13 protein-coding genes are annotated in these 18107 nt (G+C 70.9%); 2 read left to right on the plus strand and 11 right to left on the minus strand.

The genetic code is table 11. The features are described 5' to 3' along the window. Positions 1-6: 6 nt before the first annotated feature. From QRN56_RS17130 to QRN56_RS17145, 4 genes are all read right to left on the minus strand, one after another. The gene (locus QRN56_RS17130; RefSeq protein WP_285105246.1) at positions 7-1812 is read right to left on the minus strand and encodes a dipeptide ABC transporter ATP-binding protein; all 1806 of its coding nucleotides are present in this window, start codon (positions 1810-1812) and stop codon (positions 7-9) included. Next, positions 1809-3515, minus strand: a complete 1707-nt coding sequence (locus tag QRN56_RS17135) for an ABC transporter substrate-binding protein (protein WP_285105248.1) — start codon at positions 3513-3515, stop codon at positions 1809-1811. The genes QRN56_RS17130 and QRN56_RS17135 overlap by 4 nt, the downstream gene beginning before the upstream one ends. Positions 3516-3616: 101 nt before the next feature. After that, positions 3617-4624 carry an ABC transporter permease gene (locus QRN56_RS17140; RefSeq protein WP_285105250.1) on the minus strand — a complete coding sequence of 336 codons (1008 nt, stop codon included), beginning with the start codon at positions 4622-4624 and terminating at the stop codon, positions 3617-3619. Then, positions 4621-5637, minus strand: coding sequence for an ABC transporter permease (locus QRN56_RS17145; protein ID WP_285105251.1), 1017 nt, complete (start codon positions 5635-5637; stop codon positions 4621-4623). The genes QRN56_RS17140 and QRN56_RS17145 overlap by 4 nt, the downstream gene beginning before the upstream one ends. A gap of 323 nt (positions 5638-5960) precedes the next feature. Here QRN56_RS17145 and valS point away from each other — a divergent pair, with 323 nt between their 5' ends. Beyond that, a complete protein-coding gene (gene valS, locus QRN56_RS17150; RefSeq protein ID WP_285105252.1) occupies positions 5961-8726 on the plus strand; it encodes a valine--tRNA ligase in 2766 nt (921 codons plus the stop codon). A gap of 72 nt (positions 8727-8798) precedes the next feature. Here valS and QRN56_RS17155 read toward each other — a convergent pair whose 3' ends face one another. From QRN56_RS17155 to QRN56_RS17165, 3 genes are all read right to left on the minus strand, one after another. After that, complete coding sequence (locus QRN56_RS17155) at positions 8799-9305, minus strand: DUF1877 family protein (RefSeq protein ID WP_285105254.1); 507 nt, start codon at positions 9303-9305, stop codon at positions 8799-8801. 174 nt (positions 9306-9479) lie between these two features. Further along, positions 9480-10658 (minus strand): baeRF2 domain-containing protein, encoded by a 1179-nt coding sequence (locus QRN56_RS17160; RefSeq protein WP_285105255.1) that lies wholly within the window; start codon positions 10656-10658, stop codon positions 9480-9482. A gap of 201 nt (positions 10659-10859) precedes the next feature. Then, the gene (locus QRN56_RS17165) at positions 10860-11207 is read right to left on the minus strand and encodes a chorismate mutase (protein ID WP_285105256.1); all 348 of its coding nucleotides are present in this window, start codon (positions 11205-11207) and stop codon (positions 10860-10862) included. 150 nt (positions 11208-11357) lie between these two features. Here QRN56_RS17165 and QRN56_RS17170 point away from each other — a divergent pair, with 150 nt between their 5' ends. Beyond that, positions 11358-13190 carry an AMP-dependent synthetase/ligase gene (locus QRN56_RS17170; protein ID WP_285105257.1) on the plus strand — a complete coding sequence of 611 codons (1833 nt, stop codon included), beginning with the start codon at positions 11358-11360 and terminating at the stop codon, positions 13188-13190. Between the two features lie 129 nt (positions 13191-13319). Here QRN56_RS17170 and clpX read toward each other — a convergent pair whose 3' ends face one another. The 4 genes from clpX to tig all read right to left on the minus strand — a co-directional run bounded on the left by clpX (position 13320) and on the right by tig (position 17911). Further along, positions 13320-14609 (minus strand): ATP-dependent Clp protease ATP-binding subunit ClpX, encoded by a 1290-nt coding sequence (gene clpX / locus QRN56_RS17175; RefSeq protein ID WP_285105259.1) that lies wholly within the window; start codon positions 14607-14609, stop codon positions 13320-13322. A gap of 289 nt (positions 14610-14898) precedes the next feature. After that, on the minus strand, positions 14899-15612 hold the full coding sequence (locus QRN56_RS17180) for an ATP-dependent Clp protease proteolytic subunit (RefSeq protein ID WP_285105261.1): 714 nt from the start codon (positions 15610-15612) through the stop codon (positions 14899-14901). 43 nt (positions 15613-15655) lie between these two features. After that, entirely contained in the window at positions 15656-16291 is a 636-nt protein-coding gene (locus tag QRN56_RS17185) for an ATP-dependent Clp protease proteolytic subunit (RefSeq protein ID WP_400539713.1), read from the minus strand. A 231-nt stretch (positions 16292-16522) separates the two neighbouring features. Then, a complete protein-coding gene (tig, locus tag QRN56_RS17190) occupies positions 16523-17911 on the minus strand; it encodes a trigger factor (RefSeq protein ID WP_285105263.1) in 1389 nt (462 codons plus the stop codon). Positions 17912-18107 lie beyond the last annotated feature (196 nt).

The raw sequence follows: 18107 nt of genomic DNA on the forward strand, positions 1-18107 counted from the left end.
CGACGGTCAGGCCCGCACGGCCTGCCGCTCCGCCCGGCGGTCCGCCTGCGCGTCCGGATCCGCCACGGGCGCGGCCGTCACGAGCGCCCGCGTGTACGGGTCGGCGGGCGCGCCCAGCACCTGCGTCGTCGGGCCCGTCTCGACGATGTGCCCCTCCCGCATGACGGCGACCCGATCGGCCACCCGCTCGACGACCGCCAGGTCGTGGGACACGAACAGGCACGCGAAACCGAGCTCGGCCTGCAGGTCCCGGAACAGGTCCAGCACGTGCGCCTGCACGGAGACGTCGAGCGCGGACGTCGGTTCGTCCGCCACGAGCACCTGCGGACCGAGCGCCACGGCCCGGGCGATCGCCACCCGCTGCCGCTGCCCGCCGGACAGCTCGTGGGGGTACCGCAGCCCGTACTCGGGGCCGAGCCGGACCAGCTCCAGCAGCTCGCGCACGCGGGCGTCCCGGGCGGTCCGGTCCAGCCCGGAGTGCAGGCGCAGCGGCTCGTCGACCGACTGCCCCACGGTCCAGCGCGGGTTCAGCGACGAGGCCGGGTCCTGGAACACCACGCCCGTGGCCCGACGGCGCTCCGCCCGCTCCCGGCGCGACGCGCGCGCCAGGTCGACACCGTCCACGACCGCACGGCCCGACGTCGGCCGCAGCAGCCCGGCGACCACCTGGCCGAGGGTCGACTTGCCCGAGCCCGACTCCCCCACCAGGCCCAGCACCTCGCCCCGGCCGATCGAGAGCGTGACGCCGGCGGCCGCGACCACGGGGTGCCGGCCCCCGTAGGTGACGGTGACGTCGTCGAGCAGCACGACGCCGCCGGACGCGTTCGCGGCGCGCGCGTCCCGCGGCTCCGCCTCGGCACGAGGCTCCGCCTCGACCTGCGGCCTCGGCCCTGGCCCTGGCCCCGGCCCCGGCCCCGGCCCCGCAGGCTCCACCCTCACCGCGGGCTCGCCCAGCCGCGGCACCGCCGCGAGCAGCGTGCGCGTGTACTCCTCGCGCGGCGCCGCGAAGAGCTCGCGCACCGGCGCGGCCTCCACGATCCGCCCGTCGCGCATCACCACCACGTCGTCCGCGAGGTCGGCCACCACGCCCATGTCGTGCGTGATGAGCAGCACCGCCGTCCCGCGCTCGTCCCGCAGCCCGCGCAGCAGGTCGAGGATCCCGGCCTGGACCGTGACGTCCAGTGCCGTCGTCGGCTCGTCCGCGATGATCGCCACGGGGTCCTGCGACAGCCCCATCGCGACGAGCGCGCGCTGGAGCTGACCGCCGGAGAGCTGGTGCGGGTACGCGGCGGCCACCCGCTCCGGATCGCGCAGCCCGGCCTCGGCGAGCAGCTCCAACACCCGCTCGTGCGCCGCCCGCCGGGTCGGCCGGTCCGGCCCGCGCCGGTGTGCCCGCAGCGCCTCGGCGACCTGGTCGCCGATCGTCAGCACCGGGTTCCAGGCGCTCATCGGCTCCTGCGAGACGAGCGAGAGCACCGCGCCGCGGACCTCCCGGAAGGTCTCCGCGGAGGCATCGACCAGCTCGGTCGCCGCTCCTCCACCGGATCCGGCGTCGGCACCAGCCCTCGCGCCGGCCCCACCGTCCAGCCGGATGGACCCGCCCACCGCCGCGGCGTCGGGCAGCAGCCCGAGCACCGCCATCGCGGAGACCGTCTTGCCCGAGCCGGACTCGCCGACGAGGGCGGTCACCCGCCCCGGGCGCAGCGCCCAGGAGACGCCGTCGACGGCGGGCCGCGCGGCGTCGTCGAACACGACGGACAGCCCCTCCACCTGCAGGAGGGGCTGCCCATCGGTCACCAGGACGTTGCTCACGGAGCCAGCGAGACCTGGAGGTAGTTCGGGTAGGCCGGGAAGTCCGGGATCCGGAAGTTCTCGACCTTCGAACCGTGCAGGAACGAGTTCTTCGTGTAGATCAGCGGGACCACCGGGGCGTCGCCCAGGATGAGCTGGTCGGCCTCGACCCACAGCGAGGCCGCGGCGTCCACGTCGGTCTCCTCGGTCGCGCGGTCGATCAGGTCGTCCGCGTCCGGGTTGCTGTACCGGGCCAGGTTGTACCCGCCGTCGCCCACCTGGGACGAGTGGAACAGCGGCTGGATGTTGCCGTTCGCGCTCGGGAAGTCCGGCTGCCACGACGACAGCGTGAGGTCGTACTTCGAGCCGTCGCCCTGCGTGACCGTCTCGGTCCACACGTCCTCGGCCTGCGGCACGATCTTGACCTTGAGACCGGCCCGCTCCAGGCCCTGCTGGATCGCCTGGGCCTTGGCCAGCGTCGGGGCGTCGTCCTCCACCACGAGACGCAGCTCGCGGCCCGACCAGCCGGCGTCGTCCAGCAGCTTCTCGGCCTGCTCGACGTCGCCCTCCGGTGCCACGTCGTTCACGCCGTTCGAGTACTCCTCACGGCCGGGGATGCCGGGCGTCACCAGCGTGGTCGCGAAGTCGCCCGCGATCTCGCCGCCGGACGCGACGCGGTACGCGTTCTTGTCCACGGCCAGGCTGATCGCCTTGCGGACGTCGAGGTCGTCCAGGCCGTCGGCCTCGGTGTTGATCGCGAGGTACGCGAGCGCCCCCGGGCCCGAGGTGACCAGGCGGTCCTTGGCCGGGCCCTGCTGGACCTGGGCGAGCTGCGCCGGCGGCACGAAGGTGGCGCCGAACGCGGAGGCGTCGGTACCGGAGTCGGCGATGAGCCGCTGGGCCACGACCGTCTCGTCCTGGCTCAGCTCGAAGACCACCGAGTCCGGGCCCGCGGTGCGGGCGTCGTCCGTGGCCGGGTCCCACTCGGGGTTGCGCTCCAGGGTCACCGAGGTGCCCTCGACCGTGTCCGCCACCCGGTAGGGGCCGGTGGCGACGGGCTGGGTCGTGTAGGTCTGGATGTCGTCCTTCGCCTCGGGGACGGCACCGAACGCCGGCATCGAGACGATCCACGGCCAGTCGCCGTACGCGCTGTCGAGGTGGAAGACGATCGTCTTGTCGTCCGGTGTCTCGATCGAGTCGAGCTCGTCGCCCTGGTACGGGCCGCCGTACTCGTCGGCCCCCTCCAGCAGGTTCTTGTGGTAGCTCAGGCCGCCCGACAGCTCGGGGGCGAACGAGCGCTCCACGGAGTACTTGACGTCCGCCGAGGTGATCGGCGTGCCGTCCTCGAACTTCAGGCCGTCCTTCAGCGTGTAGGTCCAGCTCGCCCCGTCGTCCGACGGCGTGCCGGTGTCCGTCGCGAGGTCCGGGACCACCTCGGTGGTGCCGTCGGCGTTGGTCTGCCACGCGGTGAGCCGGCGCTCGACCAGGCCGAGCGTCGTGATCGCGAGGTTCTGGCTGGTGGCCGGGTCCCAGTTGATGGCGGGGCTGGCCGTGAGGATGCGCAGCTCGCCGCCCTGCTGGACGGCGGTCGCCTCGTCGCTCGAGGCCGCGCCCGGCCGCGAGTTCGCGTTGCAGGCCGTCAGCGCGAGCGTGGCGGCGACGGCGATGCCGGCGACCGCGACGCGGCGGGCAGGCCTGCGGGTCGTACGTGGTGCGAGGTTCATCTGGTCCTTCTCGTCTCTACGGAGTTCTGGGGTGCTGCGGTAGTACGGGGCACGGGGTCCCGCGGGGTACGGGGTCGGACGTCACCGACGACATCGCCGGGTCATCGGGTTCTCCCTCCGCGCCGCACCCGCGGGTCGAGCACGCCGTAGACGACGTCGACCGCCAGGTTCGCGATCACCACGATGGCCGCGGTGAACACCGTGACGCCCACCAGCAGCGGCACGTCGGTGGCGCCGACCGCCTCCATGAGCAGGGCGCCGACCCCGGGCATGGAGAACACCCGCTCGGTGATGACGGTGCCGCCGAGCAGCGCGCCGAGGTCCAGCGCGAAGAGCGTGACCACGGGGATCGCCGCGTTGCGCAGCGCGTGCCGGGTGACGACCCGGCGTTCCGTGATGCCCTTGGCGCGGGCCGTGCGGACGTACGGTGAGCCCAGCTCCTCCAGCATCTGCGAGCGGGTCAGCCGCGTGTAGACGGCAGCCGACAGCAGTGCCAGTACCGACCACGGCAGCACCAGGTGCCACGCCCAGTCCACCGGGCTCTGGGCGAACGGCACGTAGCCGGACACCGGGACCATGTCGAGCGTGAAGCCGAACAGCAGGATCCCGAGCAGGCCCACCAGGTAGCTCGGCGCGGAGACCCCCGTGATCGCCCCGATCATGAGCCCGCGGTCCAGGGCGGTGCCGCGGCGCACCGCGGCCACGGCGCCGGCACCCACGCCGACCACCAGCCAGAGCACCGCCGCGCCGATCGCGAGCGACGCCGTCACGCCGAAGCGCCCCGCGATCAGCTCGGTGACCGGCGCGTTCCGGGCGAAGGAGTAGCCGAGGCACGGCCGCGGGCAGTCGATGGACGCGCCCGCCGAGCCGAAGGTACGGCCGGTGAACACGCCGCGCACGAACTCCCACCACTGCTCGACGACGGACCTGTCGAGGCCCATGAACGCGCGTGCCGTCTCCAGCCGCTCGGGCGTGCAGGGCCGGCCGCAGGCGAGCTGCGCCGGGTCGGCCGGCAGCAGCACGAACAGCGCGTAGGTGAGGAACGAGACCGTGAGCAGCACGAACACGAGCGTCGCGAGCCGGGTCGCGAGGAACTTGACGAGCGTCATCGCGCACCCCCGCGCCGGCGACGACGATTCGAGCCGCCGCCCCGCGGGTCGAGCGCGTCCCGCAGGCCGTCGCCGAACGCGTTGAACGCGAGAGTGACGCCGAACAGCGCGAGCCCCGGGAACAGCAGGTAGACGGGGTCCACGGAGAACCAGGTGACGGCGTCGCCGATCGACCGGCCCCACGACGGCGTGGGCGGCGGCACGCCCACGCCCAGGAAGGACAGCGCGGCCTCCGACCCGATCGCACCCGGGATGGAGATGGTCGCGAACACCACGACGGTCGAGGCGAGGTTGGGCAGCACCTGCCGGAACAGCACGTGCGCGTGCGAGGCACCCAGCGCCTGGGAGGCACGCACGAACCCGGAGGCGCGCAGCGCCATGACCTGGCCGCGCACCACGCGGGCGATCGACGACCAGCCGAACAGCCCGATCACGAGCACCAGGAGCAGCAGGCGGGGGAACCATTCGGGCGCGACGGCGCCGACGGCGATCATGAACACCAGCGCGGGCAGCCCGATGAGGACGTCGACCAGCCGGGCCACCACCCAGTCCACCCAGCCGCCGAAGTAGCCCGCGACCAGGCCCAGCACCGTCCCGACCAGCATGGACACGACCGTCGCCCCGAGACCGACCAGGAGCGACGTGCGCGAGCCCATGACCACGATCGCGAACAGGTCGCGGCCCGTCAGCGGTTCGACCCCGAACCAGTGCTCCGCGCTGATGCCGCCCAGCGGCCCGGCGGGCGCCCCGGTGGGCCCGAGCGCGTCGAGGTCGTAGGTGTAGGGGTCCACGCCGAGCGCCCGGGTGATGAGCGGCGCGGCCAGCGCCACGAGCGCGTACGCCACGGCGACGACGGCGCCCACCAGGGCGAACCGGTCCCGGGCCAGACGGCGCCAGAGCGACACGCGGCCGACGGCGGCGACAGCGCTGTCGGCGACGGCGCTGTCGGCGACGGCGCCGGAAGCGGCCGACGAGGTCGGGGCGACCAGCTCGTCGGAGCGGTCGAGCGACATGGGACTCCTAGGAACGACGGGACATGACGGGGAGGCGGTGCGGCGAGCACCGACAACACGACATGCGCACGATTCGTCTCCTGGAAAGCGTCGAACGGCCGGGATGACGGTCCTGACCGGTGTGCCCGGTTCCGGGCCAGGCAGAACCATAGTCCATGCCTCTGGCAACCATCGACCATCTCGAATGATCTGTGGCGGACGTCTCGCCGGCGCACCCCGCTCGCCCGTGCCGTCGCGGCCGGGTACCGACCCGTCCGCCCACGCCCTCCCGGCCTGTGGAGAACGTGCGCTTCGGCTTGCTCGAATCTGGGACACTGGTGCGCATGAGCATTCCCGCCTCCACCGGGCCGACGGACCCGGCTGCGACCACTCCCGCACCTGACACGACCCCGACCCGGACCGCCACCGCGGTACCGGGCGCCGAGGTCGTACGCGCGGTGGTCAAGGAGGTACCGGACAAGGTCAGCACGGACGGCCTCGAGGTCAAGTTCGACGAGCGCTGGACCGCCGAGCAGACCTTCGCCTTCGACCGCACCAAGACCCGTGCCGAGATCTACTCGATCGACACCCCGCCGCCCACGGCGTCGGGCTCCCTGCACGTGGGGCACGTGTTCAGCTACACGCACACCGACATCGTGGCGCGTTACAAGCGCATGCGCGGCCTCGAGGTCTTCTACCCCATGGGCTGGGACGACAACGGGCTGCCCACCGAGCGTCGCGTGCAGAACTACTACGGCGTGCGCGTCGACCTCTCGCTGCCCTACGACCCCGACTTCACGCCGCCGTTCGAGGGCACCGACAAGAACGTCAAGGCCGCCGACCAGGTCCCGGTCAGCCGGCGCAACTTCGTCGAGCTCTGCGAGCGGCTCACGGCCGAGGACGAGAAGCAGTTCGAGGAGCTCTGGCGGCGCCTCGGCGTCTCCGTGGACTGGGCCCAGACGTACCAGACCATCGGGGACTCCTCGCGCGCCACGGCGCAGCGGGCGTTCGTCCGTAACTTCCAGCGCGGCGAGGCCTACCAGGCCGAGGCCCCGGGCCTGTGGGACGTCACGTTCCAGACCGCCGTGGCCCAGGCCGAGCTGGAGGCCCGCGACTACCCCGGGCACTTCCACAAGGTCGCCTTCCACAAGCCCGACGGCGAGCCCGTCTACATCGAGACCACGCGCCCCGAGCTGATCCCGGCGGCGGTCGCGCTCATCGCCCACCCGGACGACGAGCGCTACCAGCACCTGTTCGGCACCACCGTGACGTCCCCGCTGTTCGGGGTCGAGATCCCGGTCCTGGCGCACCACCTGGCGGAGCCCGACAAGGGCGCCGGCATCGCGATGTGCTGCACCTTCGGTGACCTCACCGACGTGCAGTGGTGGCGCGAGCTGCAGCTTCCGACGCGCTCGATCATCAACCGCGACGGCCGCATCACGCGCGAGCTGCCGGAGTGGCTCACGGGCGGTCCGGGCGCCGAGCTGTTCGAGGCCGAGGTCGCGGGCAAGACGACCTTCAGCGCCCGCAAGGCCATCGTCGAGGCGCTCACCGCGTCGGGCGACATGCCGAGCGAGCCCGTGGCCACCCAGCGCAAGGCCAACTTCTTCGAGAAGGGCGACAAGCCCCTCGAGATCGTGACCTCGCGCCAGTGGTACATCCGCAACGGCGGCCGCGACCAGGAGCTGCGCGAGGAGCTGCTGGCCCGCGGCAAGGAGCTCGACTTCCACCCCGACTTCATGCGGGTGCGCTACCAGAACTGGGTCAACGGTCTCAACGGCGACTGGCTGGTCAGCCGCCAGCGCTTCTTCGGCGTCGCGATCCCGCTCTGGTACCCGGTCGACGCGGCGGGCGAGGTGGACTACGACCACCCGATCGTCCCGGCCGAGGAGGCCCTGCCCGTCGACCCGACGTCGCAGGCGCCCGCGGGCTACACCGAGGAGCAGCGCGGCCAGGCCGGCGGCTTCGTGGGTGACGCGGACGTCATGGACACCTGGGCCACCTCGTCCCTGACCCCGCAGATCGTCGGCGGCTGGGAGCGGGACCAGGACCTCTTCGAGCGCGTGTACCCGATGGACCTGCGCCCCCAGGGCCAGGACATCATCCGTACGTGGCTGTTCTCCACCGTGGTGCGCTCGCACCTGGAGAACAAGGTGCTGCCCTGGAAGAACGCGACGATCAGCGGCTGGATCCTCGACCCGGACCGCAAGAAGATGTCCAAGTCCAAGGGCAACGTCGTCACGCCGATGGACCTGCTCGTCGAGCACGGCTCCGACGCGGTGCGGTACTGGGCGGCCTCGGCCCGCCTGGGTACCGACGCGGCGTTCGAGGTGGGTCAGATGAAGATCGGTCGCCGCCTGGCGATCAAGGTCCTCAACGCCTCGAAGTTCGCGCTGTCGTTCGGCGGCGGCGCGGGCAGCGAGATCGCGCTCGACCCGGCGGCGGTCACGGTCTCCCTGGACCGGTCGATGCTCGCTGGCCTGGCCGGCGTGGTCGAGCAGGCCACGGCGGCCCTGGAGGCCTACGACCACACGCGTGCGCTCGAGCTGACGGAGACGTTCTTCTGGACGTTCTGCGACGACTACCTCGAGCTCGTCAAGGACCGCGCGTACGGCGCCGGCGCCGACGTCGCCGAGGTCTCCCCGGAGACCACCTCGGCCCGCACCGCCCTGGCCATCGCGCTCGACACCATGCTCCGCCTGCTGGCGCCCTACCTCCCGTTCGCCACGGAAGAGGTCTGGTCCTGGTGGCGCGAGGGTTCGGTGCACCGTGCGCCGTGGCCCGTGGCGGAGCCGCTGCGCGCGGCCGGCGGCGACGCCGACCCGGCCGACCTCGCTGCCGCCGGGCACGCGCTCGCCGCGCTGCGCAAGGTGAAGTCCGAGGCCAAGGCCTCGATGCGCACGCCCATCGTGGCGGCGTCGCTGGCCGTCCCGGCCGGCTCGCTGACGGCGGTCGAGACCGCGGTCGAGGACGTCAAGGCCGCCGGCCGCGTCACCGGCCCGCTCGACCTGGTCGCCGCCGCGGAGGGCCAGGGCGACCCGGCCGTCCAGGGCGGGATCGTCGTCACCTCCAGCGAGCTGGGCGAGGCCCCGCCGCGCAACAAGGGCTGAGCTCGGGCAGACAGACCGGGGCGGGACGCTGACCAGAGTCCCGCCCCCGGTCTTTTCCACGACCGTTGTGGCTCAGTTGAGCATCAGCACCACCGCGTCGCCCGCCTCGGCAGCGGCACCGTAGAACGCGGCCAGCTCGCCGTACGCGACGGCCAGGCGCTCGTGATCGGTCTCCGCGGCGTGCTCGCCCGGGTCCGGGCACACGTCCTCGTCGCACACGTGATCGGCCACGGCCAGCGGAGCCAGCGTGTCGAACGACGTGCCCACCAGGAACGCGGCCGCCTTCTCCACCTCCTCCGGGCCGAGATAGCGCACCGGCGTGATCCCGTCGGTGGAAGCCAACGCCGCACCGCCCTGCACCGGGTCGACGGGCATGCCGCCGTGCACCCGGAGCACCGTGTGGAGCGGACCCCACACGGTGCCGATGCTGAAGTACCTGGCCTCCTGTGCCGGAAGATCCACCTCCACCCATTCGCCGGCGAGCTCGTCGATGTGCTCCAGCGCCCAGGTCAGATCTGTCCGTGCCTTGTCGAAGTCGTCGGCGGCAAGCCGCGCGTACTCACAATGAATCATCCCCATGGCCCGAGACCGTACCGATAATGCGTTTCCGTGTGTATGGGCAAAACGGACACATTCCGGCGCAACAATTTCTCATACGCGGTAAATCGGAAATTCCATCCAGTCTGGCGCCCGTTCTGAGCGCCTTTTGTCCGATCAACCGGCCGAGAATTCACATCGAATTCACGTGGGAGGTCAGTGCAGCCGACGATCGTCGCCGGACATGCTCGCCACCACCTCGGTGGGCGTCCCGTCGTCCCGCCAGCGCAGGGTCGCGCCGACGCCGTCCATGAGCTCCACCGAACCCTCGGGCGCGAACGTCAGACCGGCGTCCTGACCGACTGCCGCCCGCACGAGCGCGACCGTGGCGGGCAGCTCCTCCAGCCGCTCCGTCACCCCCATCGCCTCGAGGTCGGACCGGTCGCCGGCGATGTGCATCGGGTCAGGGCCGATCCACAGCTTGCGCCCGTTCATGGGCCCGGGGCCCGTGCCGTACTCCTCCGCGAGCACGAGCTCCTTGACCTGCCCGCGCGCGAGCACCGCCACGACGTCGTCCACCGAGGTCACGGCGTTCGACTCCCGGCCGAGCTCCTGACGCAGCTCCGCCAGCACCCGCTCGCGCCGCCGCTCCCGGTACGAGTCCAGGACGTCGGAGACCCGCTCGGCGAAGGCACCCTCGTGCACCCCGCCGCCGCGCCCGCCGCCGGGCACCTCGACCAGCTTGTCGGCCGTCGGCGCGGTCAGTGCGGCCCGGGTGAGCGAGACCGCCCGCTTGTCCCCGGTGAGCAGCACCAGCTCCGGGTCGGACTCCGCCACGTGCCGTTCGATCTCGGCCGCCACGGCGGCGGCGTTGCGCCCCCAGGAGTCCTCGGCACGGGACTCGATCCGCGCCCGCTTGATCCCCGAGGAGCTGGTCTTCTCGATCTCGTCGTGCGGCGCCTGGAAGGTGCTGTGCACCTTGGCGTCCGGCCCCGCGCGAAGAAAGTCCGCGCCCGCCCGGTCCACCGTCACCTTGAGCACCTCTACCGACTCGTCAGCGGCCAGGGCCGCCTGCAACAGGGCCGGCACCGCCTCCCAGGAACCGGAGCTCGCGGTCGGCGGGTTGTTCACCACGCGGTCCACCAGCACGCCCGTCTCGTCGGCGATGACGACCCGGCCGTGCGGTCCCGGGACCCTCGTGGGTCGCAGCACCACCTCTTCGATCGCGTCCAGCACGGCGTCCGGGGTGTCCTGCTGCGCCAGGTCCCTGCGCACGGCGTTCCAGCGCCCGCCGACGTCGCGGTCGGCGGCGTGCTCCGACGGCGTCGCGTCGAGGCACAGGGTGGCGAACGGTCCCGGGTGGCCGAGGAGGGGTTTGAGCCAATCGATCTTCATGAACACCTCCGCATCACCCGCCGAGGTCGAGGCGATGCCCTACCGCATGACCTCGCCCCGGCGTTGACTCCAGGAAACGACGGATCCCGGGCACACGCCACCCCTGTGGGGGAAATTTCCGTGACCTGTACAGGAGATATTCCCACCCGACGTTTGCCCAGTGCTCGGAGAGGGCAAAAGAGCGTCAGGCACAGGTCACCTTCAAGCGTAGGTGTCGACCTCGGGCAGGTTGTCGCCCTTGTGCTGCGCGGCGATCAGCTCGTGGTGGCGGATCACCTCGCTCACGATGAACTGGCGGAACTGCTCGGCGAACTCGGGGTCCAGGCCGGACTCCTCGGCGATGCTCGTGAGCCGGGCGATCTGCTCCTGCTCACGGGCCGGGTCCGCCGGGGGCAGCCCGCCGACCGCCTTGAGCTCCCCCACCCGGCGCGTCACCCGGAACCGCTCGGCGAGCAGGTAGACCAGCGCCGCGTCGATGTTGTCGATGCTCCCGCGGAGCCGGATGATCTCGGACGGCACCGGAGCGCTGGTCGGTTCGTTGTCAGACACAAGAAGAGGCTAACCGCCCGTGACCGCCCCGGGCGAAAGGCTGTTCCGACCTGAGACGGGGATCCGCTACAGTCTGCCGAGCAGGCCGCAACTTGGTGAAGGCCCGGTACTGGGGCTTCACCTCTTCAAGACTTCAACGGAGAGCAGCACATGACACTTGCCACGTCGCCGGCATGGGTGGAGGTGCCGGCGGGCACCAGCATCAACACGATCCTCGCGGACCGCGTGGCCCGCTCCGGAGACGAGGCGCTCATCGAGCGGCGTGACGCACCAGACGGCCCGTGGATCAAGGTGTCGGCCAGCCAGTTCGAGGACGAGGTGCTCGCCGTCGCCCGCGGCCTGGTGGCGCGCGGCATCAAGGCCGGCGACCGCGTCGCGATCATGTCGCGCACCCGGTACGAGTGGACGCTCCTCGACTTCGCCATCTGGGCCGCCGGCGCCGTCGCCGTGCCGGTCTACGAGACCTCGTCGGCCGAGCAGGTCCAGTGGATCCTGTCCGACGCCGACGTGCGTCTCATCGTGGTCGAGTCCGCCGCGCACGCCGAGACGGTCAAGCAGGTGCGGCCCAGCCTGCCCGGGCTCGAGGACATCCTGCTGATCGACGAGGGCGCCGTGCTCGACCTGCGCAAGGCCGGCACCAACCTCTCCGCCGGCATCGTGGCCGAGCGACGCGACGCCGTCCGGCGCGACGACCTGGCGACCATCATCTACACCTCCGGGTCCACCGGACGCCCCAAGGGCGTCGAGCTCACGCACGGCAACTTCGCGCACCTGACCCTGAACGCCGCCGCCGGCATCCCGGAGCTGCTCAGCGCGGAGAACGCGCGCACGCTCCTGTTCCTCCCGCTGGCGCACGTGTTCGCGCGCTTCGTCGAGGTCGCGACCATCGCCGGCCAGGCCGTGCTGGGCCACGCCCCGGACATCAAGAACCTGGTGGCCGACCTGGGCTCGTTCCGCCCGACATACCTCCTGGCCGTGCCGCGCGTGTTCGAGAAGGTCTACAACAGCGCCGAGCAGAAGGCGTCGTCCGGCCTCAAGGCGAAGATCTTCGCCTGGTCCGCGCGCGTCGCCGAGGACTTCTCGCGAGCCCTGGACGTGCCCGAGGGCCCGGGCCGCACGCTCAAGGTCAAGCACGCGATCGCCGACCGGCTGGTGTTCAGCAAGCTCAAGGCCACCATGGGCGGGCAGCTCAGCTGGGCCGTCTCCGGCGGCGCGCCGCTGGGCGAGCGCCTGGGCCACTTCTTCCGCGGCGCGTGCGTGACCATCCTCGAGGGCTACGGCCTCACGGAGTCCACCGCCCCGACGGCGGTGAACCTGCCCGGGAAGATCGTCATGGGCTCGGTGGGCCCGGCCTTTTTCGGCACGGGTATCCGCATCGCCGACGACGGCGAGGTGCTGCTGAGCGGACCGCACATCTTCCGCGGCTACCGCAACCAGCCGGAGCTGACCGCCGAGGCCCTCGTCGACGGCTGGTTCCGCACCGGCGACCTCGGCCGCCTCGACGAGCACGGCCACCTGCACATCACGGGGCGCAAGAAGGAGATCATCGTGACCGCCGGCGGCAAGAACGTCGCGCCGGCCGTGCTCGAGGACCGGATGCGGGCGCACCCGATCGTGAGCCAGGTCGTGGTGGTCGGCGACCAGCGCCCGTTCATCGGCGCCCTCGTCACACTCGACGCCGAGATGCTGCCCGGCTGGTGCGCCGCGAACGGCTTGCCCAAGCTGTCGGTGGCCGACGCCCGCGTGCACCCGAAGGTGCTCGCCGAGCTCGACAAGGTGGTCGCGCAGGCGAACGAGGCGGTCTCCAAGGCCGAGTCGATCCGCAAGATCACGGTGCTCGACCTCGACTTCACCGAGGCCAACGGGTACCTCACACCGTCCATCAAGGTGAAGCGGGCCAAGGTGCTCGCCGACTTCGCAGGAACCGTGGACGCGCTGTACGGCGCCCCGGTGCCGAACGCGCAGCCGGCCGCCACGCGCTGACCTCGACCCCACCGCGAACCACGCGGCCCGCGGACGACAGCCCGCGGACGACAGAGAGCCGGAGCACACCCACAGGGTGCGCTCCGGCTCTTCGTATGCCGCTCTCCGGCCCGCGGAGCGGGCGAGGGGCTACGCGCTCTTCTCGCGGGGCTGACGGCCCCGCACGGGGCTCTTGCGGGGCACGACGGTCGGGTTCACGTTGTCGAGCACCACGGAGCGGGTGATGACCACGCGCTCGACGTCGTCGCGACTCGGCACGTCGAACATGACCTGCTGGAGCACCTCCTCGAGGATCGCCCGCAGGCCGCGTGCGCCGGTGCCGCGGAGCAGGGCCTGCTCGGCGATGGCCTCGACGGCCGGCTCGTCGAACTCGAGCTCCACGCCGTCGATCTCGAACATGCGCTTGTACTGCTTCACGAGCGCGTTCTTGGGCTCCGTCAGGATCCGTACCAGGGCGTCGCGGTCGAGCGACGAGACGGAGGCGATGACGGGCAGGCGGCCGATGAACTCGGGGATCAGCCCGTACTTCTGCAGGTCCTCGGGCCGCACCTCGGCGAAGAGGTCCTCGTCCCGGGCGATGGACTCCATGGGGGCGCTGAACCCGATGCCGCGCTTGCGGGATCGGGCCGCGACGATGTCGTCCAGCCCCGCGAACGCTCCGGCCACGATGAACAGCACGTTCGTCGTGTCGATCTGGATGAACTCCTGGTGCGGGTGCTTGCGCCCACCCTGCGGGGGCACCGAGGCCGTGGTGCCCTCGATGATCTTCAGGAGCGCCTGTTGCACGCCCTCGCCGGAGACGTCACGCGTGATCGACGGGTTCTCGGCCTTGCGGGCCACCTTGTCGACCTCGTCGATGTAGATGATGCCCGTCTCGGCCTTCTTGACGTCGTAGTCCGCGGCCTGGATGAGCTTGAGCAGGATGTTCTCGACGTCCTCGCCCACGTAGCCGGCCTCGGTGAGGGCGGTCGCGTCGGCGATGGCGAACGGGACGTTCAGCATCTTGGCGAGCGTCTGCGCCAGATAGGTCTTGCCGGTGCCGGTGGGGCCGATGAGCAGGATGTTCGACTTGGCGATCTCGACCGGGTCCTGGTCGTCGGGGCTGATGGAACGCCCCGCCTCGCCGGCCTGGATCCGCTTGTAGTGGTTGTAGACGGCAACGGCCAGGGCGCGCTTGGCGGGGTCCTGGCCGATGATGTACTGCTCGAGGAAGTCGAAGATCTCGCGGGGCTTGGGCAACTCTGTCAGACCGAGCTCCGCAGCCTCACCGAGCTCTTCCTCGATGATCTCGTTGCACAGCTCGATGCACTCGTCGCAGATGTAGACGCCGGGTCCGGCGATCAGCTTCTTCACCTGCTTCTGCGACTTGCCACAGAAGTTGCACTTCAGCAGTTCCGCGCCGTCACCGATTCGCGCCACTACCTGTCTCCTCGCCTTGTGCACCCTCGCGGAATCCTGCACGGGCCGGCTGGCCCAGCAGATCCGCGACGTCGAGCGGTCTCAGATCCATTCCACACCACCGGTGGCCTGTTGTCAGCCGGGCGGCCCGGCGGGTCGCCTGACCGATTTTCACCAGATCATGACAATTTTGTCAGATTCTGCGCGGCGTGTCCCACAATGCCCGACGCCGGGGCGGATCGTCCACCGGTATTGGTGGCACGGCCCCGGCGTCGGACGCCTGCGGTCCGGGCGGACCAGACCGGAGCGGTCAGTTCGTCACGACCGCGACGGGCTTGCGCGACTCGAGCACCTCGTCGACCAGGCCGTACTCCTTGGCCTGGGCGGCGGTCAGGATCTTGTCGCGCTCGATGTCGTCACGCACCTGCTCCTGCGTCTTGCCGCTGTGCGTCGCGAGCGTCAGCTCGAGCCACTCGCGCATGCGGATCAGCTCGTTCGCGTGGATCTCGATGTCCGAGGCCTGCGCGTAGCCGCCACCCTCCATCGCGGGCTGGTGGATCAGCACGCGGGAGTTCGGCAGCGCGAGCCGCTTGCCCGGCTGGCCGGCGGCCAGCAGGACGGCCGCGGCCGACGCCGCCTGGCCCAGGCACACGGTCTGGATCTGCGGCTTGATGAACTGCATGGTGTCGTACAGCGCCGTCATGGCCGTGAACGAGCCACCCGGCGAGTTGATGTACATCATCACGTCGCGGTCCGGGTCCTGGGTCTCCAGGACCAGGAGCTGGGCCATGACGTCGTCCGCGGACGCGTCGTCGACCTGGACGCCCAGGAAGATGATGCGGTCCTCGAACAGCTTGGTGTACGGGTCCTGGCGCTTGAAGCCGTACGCGGTGCGCTCCTCGAACTGCGGGAGCACGTAGCGTGCGGACGGCATGGCGCCGGCGGTTGCAAAAGGCATCCGCGCACCCGAACGGGCGCCGGCAAGGCGCTCTGCGGCTGCGACGAACTGGGCTTCAGGACTCACGGTCATCTCCTCTTGAGAAAGCTCTTGATGCGTTTCCGGGCGGTCAGCTGTTCATGCCGCCGCCGCCGGCCAGCGCAGCGGTCTCGACGACGTGGTCGACGAAGCCGTACTCCAGTGCCTCGGAGGCCGTGAACCAGTTGTCGCGGTCGTTGTCCTTGATGATCGTCTCGAGCGACTGACCGGTCTGCTCGGCGGTCAGCTCGGCGAGCACCTTCTTCATGTGCATGATGAGCTGCGCCCCGATCCGCACGTCGGTGGCCGTACCACCGATGCCGCCGGACGGCTGGTGCATCAGCACGCGGGCGTGCGGCGTGATGTACCGCTTGCCCTTGGTGCCGGAGGACAGCAGGAACTGCCCCATGGAGGCGGCCATGCCCATCGCGACCGTCGCCACGTCGGGCTTGATGAACTGCATGGTGTCGTAGATCGCCATGCCGGCCGTGATAGAGCCGCCGGGCGAGTTGATGTAAAGCCAGATGTCCTTGTCAGGGTCCTCGGCCGCGAGAAGCATCATCTGCGCGCTGATCGCGTTCGCGTTCTCGTCGCGCACCTCCGACCCCAGCCAGATGATGCGCTCCTTGAGCAGCCGGTTGTAGATGGAGTCGTTGAGCCCGAAGCCAGCACCCTCCGTCCGCGCTACCGGCCCAGCATCCATCCGCAGCAGATCGTTCACGTCCATCTCCTCGGTTCTGACTCTCGTCTGTGGACCACGTCCTAAGACGTCGTGTCGCTCGACCCTAACGTGCCTCCGGCCGCCAGAACTCCCGATTCGACGGCCGTTTCGCCTACAGCGCACCGGTGCTGCCCACGGCGAAGGCAGGGGGAACGCGGACGGCGGTCCGCACCCTCGCGCGAAGGGTGCGGACCGCCGTCGGACGTCCTGCTCCGGCCCTGCCGGGCCGGGGGTGCGTCAGGCCTTCGCGGTCTCCGACGCCTCGGGCGCCGAACCCTCGGGCGCCTCGGCGTCAGCGGCCTCCTGGGCCTGCGCCACGGCGTCGCTCAGGGCGGCCTGGGCCTCGTCGGCCTCGTCCGAGCCGATGAACTCGCTCAGGTCCACGACGTTGCCGTCGGAGTCCTTGACCTCGATCTGGCGCAGCGCGACGGCGAGGGCCTTCGAGCGGGCGACCTCGCCGACCATGGCGGGGATCTGACCGCCCTGCTCGAGGGTCTTGATGAACTCGCTCGGCTCCATGCCGTACTGCTGCGAGGCGCTCACCAGGTACTCGACGAGCTCGCCCTGGCTCACCTGCACCTTGAGCTTCTCGGCGAGGGTGTCGAGCAGGATCTGGTTCTTGATCGCCTTGGTCGCGTCCTCCGTGACCTCGGCGCGGTGCTCGTCGTCCTCCAGGCGGCTCTCGGACTCGAGGTGACGGTGCACCTCGGCCTCGACCACGCCGGACGGCACGGGGACCTCGACGGTCTCCAGGAGCTTCTCCATGAGGGCGTCCCGCGCGGTGACGGCCTGGTTGGAGGTCTTGATGCCGGCGACCTGGCTCTTCAGGTCGTCCTTCAGCTCCTCCAGCGTGTCGAACTCCGAGGCGAGCTGGGCGAAGTCGTCGTCCACCTCGGGCAGGTCGCGCTGCTTGACCGACGTCGCGGTGACGGTCACGTCGGCGTCCTGGCCCTCGTGCTCGCCGCCGGCGAGCGGCGCCTTGAAGGTGGTGGTCTCGCCACCGGACAGGCCGGTCAGGGCCTCGTCGAGCCCCTCGAGCATGTTGCCGGAGCCGATCTGGTACGAGACGCCTGACACGGAGTCGACCTCCTCGTCACCGATGACGGCCTTGAGGTCGATGACGACGTAGTCGCCCTCGACGGCCGGGCGGTCCACGCCCACCAGGGTGCCGAAGCGCTCGCGCAGGGCGTCCAGGCGCTCGGTGACGTCCTCGTCGGTCACCTCGGTGGAGTCGACGGTCAGCTCGACGTCGGAGAGCTCGGGGAGCTCGATCTCGGGGCGCACCTCGACCTCGGCCGTGAACTTCAGCTGGCCCTCGCCGGCCTTGGCCGGGACCTCGGTCACGTCGACCTCGGGCTGGGCGAGCGGACGCAGGTCGGTCTCGCCGAGCGCGTCACGGTAGAAACCGGAGAGCCCGTCGTTCACGGCGTGCTCGATCACGGCGCCCCAGCCGACCCGCTGCTCGATGATGCGCGGGGGAACCTTGCCCTTGCGGAACCCGGGGACGTTCACCTGCTCCGCGATGTGCTCGTAGGCGTGATCGATGCTCGGCTTGAGCTCGTCGTAGTCCACCTCGACGGTCAGCTTGACCTTGGTGGGCTCCAAGGTCTCGACGGCGCTCTTCACTTCGATGGTCTCCAGAATGTCGGGGGTGCGCGCACGCCGGCGTACTGCGTCCCGGGTGGCGCGGGGATGCTCTGCTTCAGTTGCGGCTGCTCGCTGGCAGCGACGTACGACAGGCGCACGGGCAACCCGTCAATAGTACGCCTCACGACCACAGGCGCCGAATGCTGGCCGGTGGCGTGCCGCACACCTCCAGCCT

The sequence above is a fragment of the Promicromonospora sp. MEB111 genome (assembly GCF_030209445.1).
Classification (GTDB): Bacteria; Actinomycetota; Actinomycetes; order Actinomycetales; family Cellulomonadaceae; genus Promicromonospora.